Below are 16,119 nucleotides of genomic sequence, written 5' to 3' on the forward strand. Positions count from 1 at the left end.
GGATAACACCCGATAAGCTAGGCTGTTTTTGTTACGCCTTTTGCTTCTTTTTCTTCATCAGCAAGGTCAGTTTCGCCTTTGCCTTTTGAAATCTTAATCACGTAAGCTGCAACACCCAGAGCACTAATCACACCAACGATAGTTGAGATTTGCATTGGTAGACCGAAGCCCAGTTGGCTGTTGTTCAGGATGAATGTGATACACACAGACGTCATGAAGATTGCAGGAACTGTTGTTACCCAGTGCAGTTTGTTGTGACGTAGTAGGTAAGCTGACGCTGTCCACAGCATCATTACTGCGGTTGATTGGTTAGCGAAGCCGAAGTAGCGCCAGATGATACCGAAATCAACTTGAGTCAAGATACCACCGATAACGAACAGTGGTAGCGCCATCAGTAGACGGTTGCGCAGGGTCTTCTGTTCCATGTTGAAGTATTCAGCAAGGATAAGACGGCTTGAACGGAATGCAGTGTCACCAGAAGTGATAGGTAGGATAACTACACCTAGGAAAGCAAGGATACCGCCAAATACACCCAGTAGGCCAAATGAAGCGCTGTATACCACGTTGCCTGGACCGCCATTTGCTACAGCTTCAGATAGAGACTCAACTGAACCGAAGAACGATAGTGCAAGAGCACACCAGATAAGAGCGATGATACCTTCGCCAATCATTGCGCCGTAGAATACGAAGCGACCGTTCTTCTCATTTTCCATACAACGCGCCATTAGAGGAGACTGAGTTGCGTGGAAGCCAGAGATAGCACCACAAGCGATAGTGATGAATAGAGCAGGCCACAGCGGTAAGTCATTCGGGTTCATGTTGGTGAACATGTCGCTGATCTCAAATCCACCCATGATTTGGTGCTCATCGGAGAAGCCAATCGCTGTGATTAGACCAACAGACATGAAGATAAGCAGTGCGCCGAACAGTGGGTAGAAGCGACCAATGATTTTATCAACAGGGACAATCGTTGCAATGATGTAGTAAGCGAAGATAACCACAACCATAGTCGTTGTAGACATCGCGAAATCAGTTTGATCGTTCACTAGGTTAGTGATCATGCCAGCTGGAGCAGAAACGAATACCACGCCAACTAGAAGCAGTAGAACAATAGCAAAGATATTCATAAAGTGTTTTGCGCCATTGCCTAGGTAACGTCCAGTGATGGTTGGAACCGAAGCACCGCCATTACGGATAGATAACATACCTGAGAAGTAGTCGTGCACGGCACCTGCGAAAATACAACCTAGCACGATCCATAGCATGGCTGCTGGGCCGTATAGGGCACCCATGATAGGGCCGAAGATTGGACCTACACCTGCAATGTTCAGTAGTTGAACAAGGTAAACTTTAGGTGTCGACATTGGAACGTAATCCACACCATCTTGTTTTGTATGAGCCGGAGTTTGGCGTTTTTCGTTTATGCCGAATACTTTCTCAATGAAAGTGCCATAAAGAAAGTAGCCACCAATAAGTGCCGCAACACAGGTTAGAAACCACATCATAATTTGTTATCCCTGAATGTATTAATTAAGTCAGGGTGGATAATAAGCGAGCGGTTGGCGAGAAGCTTGTGCTTAAGTCGTTAGTGGTCGTATAGCGATTTAAGTGGCGCTGTGGTTGATTGAGTGGTTTTCAGATTTGTTAAGCGGTTGGGTGTCAGGTTAAGTGGTTTTGTCTCGAACTAAGCGGTAACCTAGGGGAAGCAGTGGACATTTTAGCGGGTTAAGCGGAGAATCGAGATACGTCAGCTAGTGATAGCAGCTAATGAATAATAACAAGATAAGGGATTCAAATGAAGAAAGTAACCGTAGCTTTGCTAATGGCTCTAGGTATGACAGGCTGCGCGTCAAACGTGCAAGACTTAGCGGCAGAGGGGAATTGGCAAGAAATTGGCTACCGCGATGGTGTAAAAGGTCATACTCAACGTTCCTATTCTGAGATGACAAAGCTGGGCGCAGTCGACCAAGCCGCATATAGCGAAGGTTACTATCAAGGCGTCAGCGAATACTGCAACCCTAATCATGCTTATCAGATTGGTCTTTCTGGTCAGGTTTATGAAGGCGTTTGTTCTGGTACGGAAGATGCACAGCGTTTTCGCATGGAGTGGCAACGAGGTTGGGACGAGTTCTCGAACGATCACTAAGCTGTAAGCTAGCATTAAAAAGCACCGATTCGTCGGTGCTTTTTGCATTGAGACGATGTGAACTCAATTAACAGATGCACATCTTGACGCGTTACTCGTTAGATTGATTGTGCTCAACTGCTTTACGAAGAAATCCATCTTGCTTCTTAAGTTGTTGCTTCGCGACTTCTAGCTCTAGCCCGGTGAGTATCATTAAGATGGCCAGTTTCACGTCGTAGCTGGTCTTTGCAAGCGTTTCTCTTGCTACCTCTTTGTCGCAATCCGTCGCTTGCATAACAATACGGGCAGCGCGCGCCACTAGCTTCTCATTGGTGGCTTTAACATCCACCATTAGGTTTTGATAGCTTTTACCAATGCGGATCATACTGGCAGTGGTCAGCATGTTGAGTACCAGTTTTTGAGCGGTGCCCGATTTGAGACGGGTCGAGCCAGTGAGCGCCTCTGGGCCAACCACAGGGCTGATAGGAATTTTAGCCAACTGAGCGATAGGTGAGTCAGGGTTGCAAGAGAGTGATACTGTGGTCGCGCCAATCTCATTGGCGTATTTGAGCGCACCAATCACATACGGAGTGCGACCGCTCGCTGCAATGCCAACGACGATATCTTTGGCATTAAAGTGAATGGCTTTAAGATCCTCAACACCGAGAGTGAGTGAGTCTTCTGCTCCCTCTTTCGCTTTTAATATCGCTTCTGGGCCTCCTGCAATTAGTCCGATAACGAGCTGGTCGGAAACGCCAAATGTCGGTGGGCACTCTGAAGCGTCGAGTACGCCGAGTCGGCCACTGGTGCCAGCGCCCATATAGATAAGGCGACCGCCATTACGAAAGGCGTCTGCGATATGGTCAACTGCGTTGGCTATCTGTGGTAGCTCACTCTCGATAGCGAGTGGTACCTGTTTGTCTTGTTGGTTGATCTTCTCTACCACTTCCAGAGAGGAGAGCAGATCTATATCCATGGTTTCAGGGTTTCTCCCCTCAGAGACTAAGTGTGATAGTGCTGAAATAAGAGCGTCGTTACTCATAAATATCCTTAAATCTAATCTCTATTGATGGTCAGTTTGCGCGGTACAGCACGCCCAGAGAAGCGCTTTTTGAAGCCCCTGTTACCTCGGGAAGATTGCTTGGTAGCTGATGTACATAACGTTGAGCCAGCCATGCAAATGCCATGGCCTCCATGTAATCGGCATCGACCCCTTTAGCGGAGGTTGAAATTACTTGCCAATCGGGTAGCAACGTAGCAAGGCGCTCCATTAAAAGAGGGTTTCTGACACCTCCACCACATACGTATAGGGCAGGGGATGATCCAGATTGATGCTTCACCACTTCATTAGCTATGGTGATGGCGCTGTACTCACAAAGGGTGCGCTGTACATCGGGTCCCGATATTTCTGGCAATGCCTTTAATTGGTTTTCTAGCCACGGCAGATTGAACAGCTCTCGCCCTGTGCTTTTCGGTGGTAGTTCGGCAAGGTAGGCTTCTTCAAGCAGTGAACTCAGTAGGGCGGAATTTACTTGGCCACTGCGAGCAAACTTCCCATCTTGATCATACTTTTTACCGCAGTGCTTGTGTACCCAAGCATCCATCAACATGTTGCCCGGGCCTGTGTCGTAACCCAACGTTGGCTTGTTTGGTTGAAGAACTGAAATATTCGATATGCCACCAATGTTTAGTACTACTACGCTGCTCTCTTTTGCCTCAAATATGGTGCGATGAAATGCGGGTACCAAAGGGGCTCCTTGCCCACCCAACGCCATGTCTTTGCGACGAAAATCGGCAACAACATCAATATTGGTTTTAGTTGCAATGATATTGGCATCACCCAACTGCATAGTAAATGGGTGATTTCCACTAGGCTGGTGGAAAACGGTTTGGCCATGGTTGCCAATCGCGGTGATTTGAGAGGCGCAGATATCGTGTTTTGATAGTAGCTGTAGAACCGCATCCGCGAATAGATGACCAAGCTGGTGGTCGAGTTCGCCTATCGCGATCAAATTAGTTTGCTGGCCGATACAGACATCGAGTAGCTTCTTTTTGGTCTCTTCGGGCATAGGGAATTCGTCGTGGGCAATCAGCCGAATTTGCTGGTCGTCGATACTGACCAAAGCGGTGTCGATACCGTCCATACTGGTCCCAGACATAACCCCGATGTATAGCTCTTTATGATCCATTCCTAAACTCTTCTGACCGTGAATTAAAAACATTGTAATGCAAATTCAAACGGAATAACCTCGTAAAGATTATCAATTTTGGCTTAGTAAGGGATAAATATGGGACCGTTGTGGGTAGATGTTGAAGGCTACGAGCTCACAGCTGAAGATAGAGAAATTCTTGAGCACCCAACCGTGGGTGGATTGATCTTTTTTGCTCGTAACTATCATGACAGCAAGCAGCTAGCGGCACTAACCAAAGAGATCCGCAAAGCGGCTAAACGACCTATTCTCATCGGTGTCGATCAAGAGGGCGGTCGAGTACAACGCTTTCGTGATGGTTTCTCAATTATTCCTGCGGCGCAAGAGTTCGCCAAACACAACAACGGTGAACAATTGGCTGAGCAAGCTGGTTGGTTGATGTCTGCAGAACTAGTGGCTCATGATATCGATTTGAGCTTCGCGCCGGTATTGGACAAAGGCCATCAGTGTAAAGCGATTGGCAATCGCGCCTTTGGTGAGGACATCGATACTATTGTTCGTCACAGTAGCGCCTTTATCCGTGGGATGAAAAGCGTCGGAATGGCGACGACGGGTAAACACTTCCCAGGCCATGGCGGTGTGATTGCAGACTCTCACCTAGAGACACCTTATGATCCAAGAGAAGATATCTTTGAAACTGACATGGCGATCTTTAAGGCTCAAATTGAGGCAGGCATTTTGGATGCGATGATGCCTGCGCATGTGGTTTTTTCTCACTATGACGATAAGCCCGCCAGCGGTTCACACTATTGGTTACAAGAGGTGTTGAGAAAACAGCTTGGATTTAAAGGGTTAGTTTTCTCCGATGATTTGACGATGGAAGGTGCGGCGATTTTGGGTGGTCCGGCACAAAGAGCGCAAGCCGCTTTGGATGCTGGATGTAACATGGTGTTGATGTGTAATAAACGAGATGCACAAATAGAGGCTTTAGATAACCTAGAGATACAAAGTGTTCCCCTGGCACACTCTTTATTGAAAAAACACACTTTCGACCTTTCAACGCTACAGTCAGATGTTCGATGGAAAGAGGCTTCTGAGCAGATGAAGCGTGTTTTAGATAACGGGCAATAAATAGACACTTTTTAAGTTTTGTTAAGGCGATATGAGAAATATCGCCTTTTTTGTATCTGTAAAGACTGATTTCTAACTCTTTTTCACTTTCCTGCCTGAAAATTCAGTATGTAAATTTAAATTTACATCAAATGTTTTTTATTATTTACACTTGCAATCGTTTTTATAGCTGTTATGTTAGTTTTTAAAGATTGTTAGCCCATATGGATTACATGGGTGTAAATAAAAGAATACAGGTTGAGTTATGCAGAAAAGTGAATTAAGCAATGTCAATATCATCGACGAACAGGTACTGATTACTCCAGACGAGTTAAAAGCAAAATTACCTCTGAGTGATAATGCTCGTCGTTTTATTCAAGAGTCTCGTCAAACTATCGCCAACATCATCCACAAAAAAGATCACCGCATGCTAGTGGTTTGTGGTCCTTGTTCGATTCATGACGTTGAAGCTGCTAAAGAGTACGCAAAACGCCTGAAAGCACTCTCTGAAGAGCTCAGTGATCAACTGTACATCGTAATGCGCGTGTACTTCGAAAAACCGCGTACAACCGTTGGTTGGAAAGGTCTAATCAATGACCCACATCTAGACGGCACATTTGATATTGAGCATGGCCTTCACGTAGGTCGTGAACTGCTGGTTGAACTGGCAGAGATGGAAATCCCATTAGCGACTGAAGCGCTTGATCCAATCAGCCCGCAATACCTAGCAGATACATTTAGCTGGGCGGCGATCGGTGCTCGTACGACTGAATCTCAAACTCACCGTGAGATGGCAAGTGGTCTATCTATGCCAATCGGCTTCAAAAACGGTACTGATGGCAACCTAGGTACTGCGATTAACGCGATGCAAGCGGCTTCTTCAAGTCACCGTTTCATGGGTATCAGCCGCGAAGGTCAAGTTGCGTTACTGACAACTCAAGGTAACCCAAATGGCCATGTGATTCTTCGTGGTGGTAAGCAGACTAACTACGATTCTGTATCGGTGCATGAGTGTGAAGAAGAGCTATCAAAAGCAGGTCTAGGTGCTGCACTTATGGTGGATTGTAGTCACGCTAACTCTCGTAAAGACTTCCGTCGTCAACCGCTGGTTGCTGAAGACGTAATCCACCAGATTCGTGAAGGCAACAAATCCATCATCGGTTTGATGATTGAAAGCCACCTTAACGAGGGCAATCAATCTTCTGACATTCCTCTCGATCAGATGAAATACGGCGTTTCAATTACCGACGCGTGTATCAATTGGGATTCAACTGAGGCACTATTAAAACGTGCACACACGGAACTAGTCCCATTCTTGGAAAATCGTCTAAAAGGCTAGTACCTGCACCAATCGAGGCTTAAGGATTAGAAAGGAAGAAGAATGGCCGTTGAACTGAACGAATTACGCGACCAAATTGACGTTGTCGATAAACAGATGTTAGAGCTTCTTGCCCAACGCTTGGCGCTGGTTGAGAAAGTAGGTGAGGTGAAAAGCGAGCACGGTTTACCGATTTATGTGCCTGAGCGTGAGGCAGCGATGCTTGCATCTCGCCGTGCAGAGGCTGAAAAACTCGGTGTGCCGCCACAGCTTATTGAAGACATTCTGCGTCGTACTATGCGTGAGTCGTACGCGAGTGAGAAGGATTCTGGCTTTAAGTGTCTGAACCCTGAGCTGCGTTCAGTTGTTGTTATCGGTGGTAATGGCCAGCTGGGTGGTCTATTTGGACGTATGTTCAAGCTATCTGGCTACGATGTAAAAGTACTAGGTAGTAAAGACTGGGACAAGGCTGATGAGTTACTGAAAGATGCTGGTCTTGTCGTGGTCACTGTGCCTATCAATCTGACAGAAGGTGTAATTGACAAGCTGAACAATTTGCCAAGCGACTGTATTCTGTGTGACTTAACATCAATCAAGTCTAAGCCACTGCAACGCATGTTAGCGGTTCATCAAGGCCCTGTCGTTGGTCTACACCCAATGTTCGGCCCAGATGTCCCAAGCCTTGCAAAGCAGGTGATTGTTTACAGTGATGGTCGCGGTCAAGAAAGCTACCAGTGGTTGTTAGAGCAATTCGGTATCTGGGGGGCAAGCCTGTGTAGTATGGATGCTCAAGAACACGATCACGGTATGACGTTAATCCAAGCGCTGCGCCACTTCACTTCATTTGCTTACGGCCTACACCTTAGCAAAGAGAATCCAAACATTGATCGTCTGCTTCAGCTGAGTTCACCTATCTACCGCCTTGAGATTGCGATGGTAGGCCGTCTGTTTGCTCAAGACCCGAACCTGTACGGGGATATTATTCTCTCTTCAGACGAAAATATCGCGATGATTCGCCGTTTCCACCACTGCTTTGGTGAAGCCCTGAAGATTCTGGAAGGCAAAGATAAAGCTCAATTCGTGGAAAGCTTTAATGAAGTGAGCGAGTGGTTTGGTGATTACTCTCAGCAGTTCTTGCAAGAGAGTCAAAATCTTCTTAAGCAAGCCCATGACTCGATTCATCGCGGCTAGCCTGCGCTAGAGTTAGCTCCAATAACATTGAGTTAAGAATAGATAGAAAAATAGCCACCTAACTTAGGTGGCTATATTTTTGTTTAACTATCATTGTGTTAAGAGTATTTGTCCTACTGTAGGTAAAAAGATCACCGTAGGTCAAAAGCTATCACACGTTAGTTGGTTGCCAGTGTTGTCTTTGTCTCGGTTTCATCACTTGATACAGTTTCAATCGATGAGTTGATGTAAGGTACGTTCGTCAGGTTGATTTGAAGACGTACGACATTGTCGATCAGTTGAACCAGCGGCCCCCACTTCACCTTCTTCTCTTTATCAAATACGTAGTTAAAGTTTTCTGGTGTCCAGTCCATCAAGTATTGCGGGTTCAAAGAGCGGCCCAAGAAGCGTACTTCGTAATGCAGATGTGGGCCTGTTGAGTTTCCAGAGTTGCCACAGCTTGCAATCACATCACCCTTACTTACAAACTGGCCGCTGCGAACCTTAAACTTCTGCAGATGAGCGTACGAGCTCATGAAGCCAAAAGAGTGGCGCATGGTCAGGAAGTTACCAAAGCCTTTCTTACTTGGGCGCACGGTTTCAATCACTCCGTCAGCCGGAGCAAGAATATCTTCACCGCGCTTACAGGTAAGGTCGATACCAGTATGAGTATGACGCTTGCCTGTAATCGGGTTGATACGGCTGCCGTATGATGAAGAGATGCGTTGATAAGCCATTGGACTATCGTTAGGGATTAAACGGAACATGGTTGCGCGAACTGCTGAGTCGATGGCCGCAGCGTCGATTCGCTCTTCAAGAGAGGTCTCATCGTTAACCAGTTCTTCATCAGCAAGGCCAAGTACCGACTCGACATCGAAGACACGTTTACCGAGCAGTTGAATGGTGCCTTCTTTTTCCGTCAGAGCTTGTGCCAACGAGTGATTGGTTTCAATCTGCTCATCGTACATAAACTCCATATTCTCTTTCTCTACAATCAAAGTCTCGATCAGCTTCTGTGCATCGTGAGCCTGATCAGAGGCGTGCTGTTCGGATGCAGTTAGTTTCTGCTGACCGTCGTAATGTAGATAGATAGCACCGCTAATTAAAAGAGGAACTGAAAGGATTGCAGAGGTGCAAAAAAGCACAGCTTTACGGCCAAAGTAAAGTGTCTGCTCCCCTTGGCTCGAAGGAACAGTAATCGAAATTTTCTGAGACATGATGACGTATTAAATAATAATTCGAAGAGCGTGCTTTATTCGGCTGACTCTTCGCCTAAATCTGTTAGATGTTCTATTTCTCGATAAAGTAACTCATCATCACCAACGTTCAGCTCCACAAGGCGCTTAAGATGGCTGATACTATCAATATCTAAATGCTCTATGCGTAAGCGCACTGAGGTATTGATGGTAGAGACAATAGAGGCTTCTAGTTGAATGTCGATATCACTGTCTGTTAATTGAAAGCAAATTTGAACAGGCAAGTGATGGTTTAATTGATGATGGTTTTCACAATCTATCAGTAAGCCTTGTAGTGACAAGTCTTGTATTGTGCCATCAACCACTAAAGTATCTTGGGTTAAACTGGTAGCGACTTGATAAACGATCCTTGAAAATCGACGCCTTTCTATCATAGATACTTCCTTATCTATCGGTTTAGAGTGTCATATCATATAAGGCCGCTGGTTGAGCGGCCTTAGAATAAGTAACAAGCGAAGTTTACTTAGTTACACGCTTGTATTTGATACGGTGTGGTTCAGCTGCTTCAGGACCAAGCGTCTTCTTCAGCCATTCCATGTACTCATTGTAGTTACCTTCATAGAAGTTAACTTGACCTTCATCACGGTAGTCAATGATATGCGTAGCGATACGGTCTAAGAACCAACGGTCGTGCGAGATAACCATTGCACAGCCAGGGAATTCTAGTAGCGCTTCTTCTAGTGCACGCAGTGTTTCAACATCAAGGTCGTTGGTTGGCTCATCGAGAAGCAGTACGTTACCACCCGTCTTAAGCAGCTTAGCCAGATGAACACGGTTACGCTCACCACCAGAAAGCTCACCGATGATCTTCTGTTGGTCTGAACCTTTGAAGTTGAAGCGAGAACAGTATGCACGAGCTGGGATTTCGAAGTTGTTGATCTTGATGATATCAGCGCCTTCAGAGATCTCTTGGAATACCGTCTTCGTGTCATCCATGCTGTCACGGAATTGGTCAACCGATGCCAGCTTCACTGTTTCACCTAGCTCAACCGTACCTGAATCAGGCTGTTCAGTGCCGCTAAGCATCTTGAATAGCGTTGATTTACCCGCACCGTTCGCACCGATGATACCAACGATAGCACCTTTAGGCATGCTGAATGATAGGTCGTCGATAAGAACACGGCCGTCGAAAGACTTGGTTAGGTTCTTCACGTCGATAACTTTATCGCCTAGACGCTCACCTGGCGGGATGAATAGCTCGTTAGTTTCGTTACGCTTCTGACGATCGCCGCTTTGCAGTTCTTCAAAACGAGCCATACGCGCTTTTGATTTAGACTGACGACCTTTCGGGTTTTGACGAACCCACTCAAGTTCTTTTTCGATAGTCTTCTGGCGAGCTTTCTCTTGAGACGCCTCTTGTTGCAGACGCGCATCTTTTTGCTCTAGCCAAGATGTGTAGTTACCTTCCCACGGAATACCTTCACCACGGTCAAGTTCTAGGATCCAACCTGCTGCGTTATCTAGGAAGTAACGGTCGTGGGTGATTGCCACAACAGTACCGTTGTAATCCACAAGGAAACGCTCAAGCCACGCTACCGATTCTGCATCCAGGTGGTTGGTTGGTTCGTCTAGTAGAAGCATGTCTGGCTTCTCTAGAAGTAGACGACAGATAGCAACACGACGACGTTCACCACCCGATAGGTGTTCGATTTTCGCATCCCACTCAGGTAGACGAAGTGCATCAGCTGCACGCTCTAGAGCGTTTTCTAGATTGTGACCGTCTTTTGCTTGGATAAGAGATTCAAGTTCACCTTGCTCTTTTGCTAGTGCATCGAAGTCAGCGTCTGGTTCTGCGTAAGCTGCGTATACTTCGTCTAGGCGCTTCATTGCGCCTGCTACGTCTGCAACCGCTTCTTCAACGATCTCACGAACCGTTTTAGATTCATCAAGAACAGGCTCTTGAGGTAGGTAACCTACATTTAGACCTGGCTGTGGACGAGCTTCACCATCGATGTCTGTATCAATACCGGCCATGATACGTAGCAGTGTTGATTTACCTGCACCATTCAGACCTAAAACACCAATTTTGGCACCAGGGAAAAAGCTTAGAGAGATGTCTTTCAGAATTTGACGCTTTGGTGGCACAATTTTGCTCACTCGCGACATGGTATATACGTATTCAGCCATTGCCGATCGTTCCTACTTATTGTTCAAAATAAACGATTATTTTATACCAATCCGTCCAAAGATGTTACTCCCCGATATGAAAAGGCTTTTCAGGGATAAATCTTGGCTTTTAATTGTCAAAATTCTCACTAAAAGCAGATTTCAAATGCTTTTTAGGTGGAGTGTTAAACTTTAATAATATTTACACTCAAACTCTTTACATTTGATGTGATGTAAGGCGTAAATAGTCTTCACGTATTCAAACACGCACTAAGGAAAGAGCGAATGTTTTTCCGATTTCTCAATAGGAAAATTGCTGTTGCTGCATCAGTAGTTTTGCCTTCTATGCTATTGGCTCCTGAGGCTCAGGCGAGCCGTGCTTCTGAGCTAGAAATGCAGCGTGACATATACGACCAAGCACAAGACGTATTGGATGATCGTAACATTGAGCTCTATGCCAAGCTGCGATCTAAAATTCGAACATACCCCCTAACGCCATACACAGACTATCGTGCGTTCATGATTGACTTGGGCAAGCGAACGCCACAAGAGGTTGATGCATTTATCGAGAACAATCGTGCTTTTCCATTCTCAAACCGTATTCGCGCGCCTTATTTAACGGAACTAGAGTCGCAGAAAAAATGGTCGACGATTCTCGAATTTCAAACTCAAGAACCCTCCGGTGAAAAGTATCAGTGTATCTATTACCGAGCACACTATGAGCAAGGAAATTATGACTTGGCTTATAAGGGGGCGAAGCAGTTATGGTTGAGCGGTAATGGTGTTGATGATAGCTGCGACCCGCTTTTTTCAGCTTGGGATAAAGCGGGGTTACGCAGTGATGAGTTGATTCTTGATAGGCTGTTGCTGGCTTTCGAACAGCGTAACGGCAAGCTAATGAACTATCTGCTTAAACAGCTTGATAGCGACAAGGCAGCCAAACAAGGCAAGGAGATGAAAGCTCTGTTCAGTAAGCCTGAAGGGGTGGCGAGCTTTGCAAAAAAACACAAGGTGAACGAGTTTTATCAAAAGCAGACCGAGCTCGCTTTCCAGAAGTTGGCACGTAAAGATACCACGGCGGCACAGAAGGCGTTTGATAAAGTGATTGAAGGTCAGAAGTTTTCACAAGAGAAAACTCAGCAACTGGCTGATTACTTGGCGTTTCGTCTGATCAATACCGATTCAGAAGAGATGATGGCTTGGCGAGATCAAGCAATAGAGACCTCTTCTAAGCAAGTGTTGTTAGAGCGTCGTGCACGCCTTGCGATTCAACATGCAGATTGGGCTGGTTTGCAGCACTGGATTAGCAAGCTAGATGATAAACATCAAAGTTCGATTCGTTGGCAGTACTGGCGCGGCAGAGCAGAGCTAGCATCGGGGCAAGAAACTGTGGGCACTAAGCGACTCACTGATATCCTTGGTCAGCGTAATTTCTACAGCGTAGCTGCGGCCAAGCAACTAAATGAACCGGTGCGCTATAAAACGTCGTCATTGACGTATAACTCGCAAGTTGTAAAGCCATTTGAGACCGCTTTGGTGCGTATTGATGAACTGATTACACGCGATAAAATTGCCGCGGCTAAGAGTGAGTGGCGTTGGTTGCTGGCTAACTCAAGCAAAGAACAGAAGTCCATGCTGGCTGCGTATGCCTCTCGTCAAGGTTGGAATCACCTAACTGTTACGGCGAGCATTTCTGCCAAAATGTGGGATAACTTGGAACTGCGTTTCCCTGTCGCGCATAAGTGGTGGTTCAACTTCTACGCTGAGAAGCATGACATTGACCCTGTGACTTTGATGTCGTTAGCGCGTCAAGAGAGCGCATTGGATAGCGAGGCAAAATCCCCGGTTGGTGCGCGTGGAATCATGCAAATTATGCCAGCGACGGCCAAATACACGGCTAAAAAGTACCAGCTGAAGTATCAGGGGCGTGAAGACTTGTACAACGTTGGCAAAAATATTGAGATTGGTAGTCATTATCTTGATGGATTGCTGAATCAATACGACAACAATCGCATCTTTGCCTTAGCCGCTTACAATGCAGGCCCACACCGAGTGAAACAGTGGCGATCTCGAAGTGATGGCAAACTGGATGTGTTTGCTTTTATCGAGATGATTCCGTTCAAAGAGACACGTGGTTACGTACAAAATATCTTGATGTTCGAAACCTATTATCGAGATATCTTGGGTGAGCAAGGGCAGTTCCTTGCGGCTCATGAGCGTGATGCAAAATACTAACCGTCTAACTCAAATTGGCGGTGAATGATGGAATACTTATTTAAATTGGATTCGATATAGGGTTTCGGTATACATTAAAAGGCAGTCGCAGCGCGTCTGCCTTTGTTTTAATAGAACGATAACAAGAGATAAGTGTAGGGATATGGCACCACAACCAGAGTACAGTAATTGGCAAGAGTTGATGGATTTAGTCAAGAGTGCCGCTGAAAATGATCAGCATGAGCTGCTACTGACCATGATGATGACTCCTGATGAACGCGAAGCCTTGGTCGCTCGTGTAAATATTCTGTGTGAACTGATGAAAGGCGACCTTTCTCAGCGACAAATTAGTCAAATGTTGGGAGTGGGCGTCGCAACCATCACGCGCGGTTCCAACGAGCTAAAAGCCAAATCGGAACAAGAGATGCACGAGATTGCTCAGTTGTTGCTCAAATAAGAACGTTTATCCGTCAGTCCAAGCTAAAAACGCTAGCCTCGGCTAGCGTTTTTGCTTTCTTTTCTATTGTGGTGATTGTCAGGGTCACCCCCCGCTTTGTTGGCAGGTTAATCTCTTGGGAAGTGCTCCGGGTTTACAAATGGGATCAAAGCCAAGATCAGTGCTTGATGGTATACCGAGCTGCGCGTGAGTTGATTGTGGGTAAGCAGTCCAATAGCCCCTCCTTTCTGTTTGATATTGTCGGTACCAAACACCTCGTCCATAACATCACCAAGCTCGTTAGCGTATGTAAGCTTCTCAATAACTTGTGGCGGTAGCATCAGGCTAGCAGAGCGGGATTCGCCGCGTTGACCGTTCGATTCAATCACCATCCAAGCAAAGGTTACATTGTTTTCAATACCGGCTTCTAATCCAACATAGAAGTCGCTATCTGGAATAGCTTGAATTGCATTGTGAACACGATTGACCGCACCTTGATAGGTTTCTTGATCGCTCATAGGCTGATCAGCAACGCCACTTGCTACGCTCACGCCTTTGAAGCCAAATTCTTGTTGTGGGAAAGCCGCTTCAAAAGCACTTTTCACTGCGCTTATTTTTGCTGGGTTGAGTGACGCGATAATGACTGTTTTCATGATTATTCACTTGCTCTGTTGTTTGTTCTCACTGAAGTATCATAGATTGACTTTGATAACTCCTGTACCAGAGACCTAATAAGTTGGCCGTTACTTATGCTAGTTTTTATTTCGATAAGTCTTTTATGAACCAGCTTCTGTTAACAAACATTTGTTCACAGGTTAGGGGAGTTTAACTTGTGTCGCTTTAATATTCTCGCTTGGATAGCAGCCCAATACTTTCAAATGACGCGTAATAGTCGTCAGCTCGGTAATTGCTTGCTGCATGTTGTCAGAGTTCAAGTGCGCCTCTAGATCCACATAGAACATCTCTTCCCAAGGGTTACCCATAATAGGACGTGATTCTAACTTGGTCATGTTGATACCGTAGCGTTGTAGAATCAGTAGTGTTTCGACTAGTGATCCCGCTTCTTGGGAGGTTGACATGATCAAAGTCGTTTTCGCTGGAATTTGAGTTGATACTTCAACAGGCTTACGCGCGACTACGATAAAGCGAGTGTGGTTTTCGGTTTGGTTGGCAATATTGCCTTGAATTGGCTGAAGGCCATATAGCTTGCCGCTTGAGGAGTTGCCGATCGCAGCGACAGTGTCGTCGTCAAGTTCTTTCACCTTCTTCATTGCATCAGCTGTGCTCGCGCAAGACTCTAGAGTCACGCCTTTTAAACGACTCAAGAACTCACTGCACTGTTGATGTGGTTGTGGGTGAGAGTAAAGGGTTGTGATGTCTTCTAGACGAATATCTTTTTTCGCAACTAAGCAGTGCTCAATCGGTTGTGATAGTTCACCCACAATGTAAAGCGTTGTGTGTTGAAGTAGGTCGTATACTTCGTTGATAGAACCTGAACTGGTGTTTTCAATTGGAAGTACACCGTAGTCAGCATGACCAGACTCGACCGTCGACGTGACCTCTTTAAAGTGATTGCAGTTTAGTTCGATTAGCTCAGTGTTACGGCGACTGAAGTATTCACGACTTGCAAGGTGTGAGTATGACCCTTTTGACCCCAGAAATGCGACACGAGCCAAAGGTTTACGGCTCTGTGGATTGGCAAGATTCTGCAAGTAAGATTGTTGAAGAAGTACTGAATCTTCGATGATGGTATGAAACAGTTTAGTGATGTACTGAGCATCTAGGTCGTACTTCTCTTTTCCATTCCCGATCAGCTTCACCAGTAGCTGTTGTTCACGAACGGCATCTCGAACTGGCTTTGATGTCTCTACTTTGCTTTTAGCCACCTCAATACTGAGTTTGCGACGTTCAGAGAGTAAGCTTAGAAGCTGATCATCAAGATCATTTAAGCGAAGGCGAATTTCATCAAGCGAAATGGGTTGGTCAGTCATAAATGGGTCCTTATAAAAAAGCCTCCCTTGAGTGGGAGGCTTTCTGTTCGTTTTTGACTTGTTTTTCTAAAACGACTTAGCCTCCGATTTACGGAAGGAAAAAGAAGTCAAAAATAAACAGAGTTTGAGTGTGCATAAAAATGGTTTGTTTTTTGAATGTTTAAACACAATAAGCAAGCGAACGAAAAGCGTCAAGCAAAAAAATAGCGCCGTATTGGCGCTATCTTCGAATCCTTTTATTTC

14 protein-coding genes and 1 other annotated feature are annotated in these 16,119 nt (G+C 45.7%); of the genes, 6 read left to right on the forward strand and 8 right to left on the reverse strand.

The window, feature by feature from the left end:
- Window positions 1-17 precede the first annotated feature (17 nt).
- Entirely contained in the window at window positions 18-1,505 is a 1,488-nt protein-coding gene (locus vsple_RS02670) for a carbon starvation CstA family protein (protein WP_261882600.1), read from the reverse strand.
- 290 nt (window positions 1,506-1,795) lie between these two features.
- Between vsple_RS02670 and vsple_RS02675 the strand changes: the two genes are divergently transcribed.
- The gene (locus tag vsple_RS02675) at window positions 1,796-2,146 is read left to right on the forward strand and encodes a DUF2799 domain-containing protein (protein ID WP_255231415.1); all 351 of its coding nucleotides are present in this window, start codon (window positions 1,796-1,798) and stop codon (window positions 2,144-2,146) included.
- A gap of 91 nt (window positions 2,147-2,237) precedes the next feature.
- Here the strand turns inward: vsple_RS02675 and murQ are convergent, their stop codons facing one another.
- Window positions 2,238-3,167, reverse strand: coding sequence for an N-acetylmuramic acid 6-phosphate etherase (gene murQ, locus vsple_RS02680; RefSeq protein ID WP_261882601.1), 930 nt, complete (start codon window positions 3,165-3,167; stop codon window positions 2,238-2,240).
- Window positions 3,168-3,198: 31 nt separating this feature from the next.
- Window positions 3,199-4,314 (reverse strand): anhydro-N-acetylmuramic acid kinase, encoded by a 1,116-nt coding sequence (locus vsple_RS02685; RefSeq protein WP_261882602.1) that lies wholly within the window; start codon window positions 4,312-4,314, stop codon window positions 3,199-3,201.
- A gap of 99 nt (window positions 4,315-4,413) precedes the next feature.
- Between vsple_RS02685 and nagZ the strand changes: the two genes are divergently transcribed.
- The 3 genes from nagZ (at window position 4,414) to tyrA (ending at window position 7,894) form a co-directional block, all read left to right on the forward strand.
- Complete coding sequence (gene nagZ / locus vsple_RS02690) at window positions 4,414-5,406, forward strand: beta-N-acetylhexosaminidase (RefSeq protein WP_261882603.1); 993 nt, start codon at window positions 4,414-4,416, stop codon at window positions 5,404-5,406.
- A 244-nt stretch (window positions 5,407-5,650) separates the two neighbouring features.
- The gene (locus vsple_RS02695) at window positions 5,651-6,724 is read left to right on the forward strand and encodes a 3-deoxy-7-phosphoheptulonate synthase (RefSeq protein WP_150895798.1); all 1,074 of its coding nucleotides are present in this window, start codon (window positions 5,651-5,653) and stop codon (window positions 6,722-6,724) included.
- A gap of 42 nt (window positions 6,725-6,766) precedes the next feature.
- Window positions 6,767-7,894, forward strand: coding sequence for a bifunctional chorismate mutase/prephenate dehydrogenase (gene tyrA, locus vsple_RS02700; protein ID WP_261882604.1), 1,128 nt, complete (start codon window positions 6,767-6,769; stop codon window positions 7,892-7,894).
- 158 nt (window positions 7,895-8,052) lie between these two features.
- Here the strand turns inward: tyrA and vsple_RS02705 are convergent, their stop codons facing one another.
- From vsple_RS02705 to ettA, 3 genes are all read right to left on the reverse strand, one after another.
- Window positions 8,053-9,090, reverse strand: a complete 1,038-nt coding sequence (locus vsple_RS02705; protein ID WP_261882605.1) for a M23 family metallopeptidase — start codon at window positions 9,088-9,090, stop codon at window positions 8,053-8,055.
- Window positions 9,091-9,125: 35 nt separating this feature from the next.
- Window positions 9,126-9,503, reverse strand: a complete 378-nt coding sequence (locus vsple_RS02710) for a PilZ domain-containing protein (protein WP_261882606.1) — start codon at window positions 9,501-9,503, stop codon at window positions 9,126-9,128.
- An 85-nt stretch (window positions 9,504-9,588) separates the two neighbouring features.
- A complete protein-coding gene (gene ettA / locus vsple_RS02715) occupies window positions 9,589-11,256 on the reverse strand; it encodes an energy-dependent translational throttle protein EttA (RefSeq protein WP_255231408.1) in 1,668 nt (555 codons plus the stop codon).
- Between the two features lie 264 nt (window positions 11,257-11,520).
- On the opposite strand from ettA, the gene sltY reads away from it, so the two are divergent.
- Entirely contained in the window at window positions 11,521-13,470 is a 1,950-nt protein-coding gene (sltY, locus tag vsple_RS02720) for a murein transglycosylase (RefSeq protein ID WP_261882607.1), read from the forward strand.
- 142 nt (window positions 13,471-13,612) lie between these two features.
- Entirely contained in the window at window positions 13,613-13,906 is a 294-nt protein-coding gene (gene trpR / locus vsple_RS02725) for a trp operon repressor (protein WP_261882608.1), read from the forward strand.
- Window positions 13,907-14,013: 107 nt separating this feature from the next.
- On the opposite strand, the gene yjjX is transcribed toward trpR, so the two are convergent.
- Complete coding sequence (yjjX, locus tag vsple_RS02730) at window positions 14,014-14,538, reverse strand: inosine/xanthosine triphosphatase (protein ID WP_261882609.1); 525 nt, start codon at window positions 14,536-14,538, stop codon at window positions 14,014-14,016.
- 162 nt (window positions 14,539-14,700) lie between these two features.
- Complete coding sequence (pheA, locus tag vsple_RS02735) at window positions 14,701-15,876, reverse strand: prephenate dehydratase (protein WP_255231404.1); 1,176 nt, start codon at window positions 15,874-15,876, stop codon at window positions 14,701-14,703.
- A gap of 12 nt (window positions 15,877-15,888) precedes the next feature.
- Window positions 15,889-16,010 (reverse strand) — a sequence feature (Phe leader region).
- Window positions 16,011-16,119: the final 109 nt, after the last annotated feature.

The organism is Vibrio pelagius, from assembly GCF_024347575.1.
Taxonomy (GTDB): domain Bacteria; phylum Pseudomonadota; class Gammaproteobacteria; order Enterobacterales; family Vibrionaceae; genus Vibrio; species Vibrio pelagius.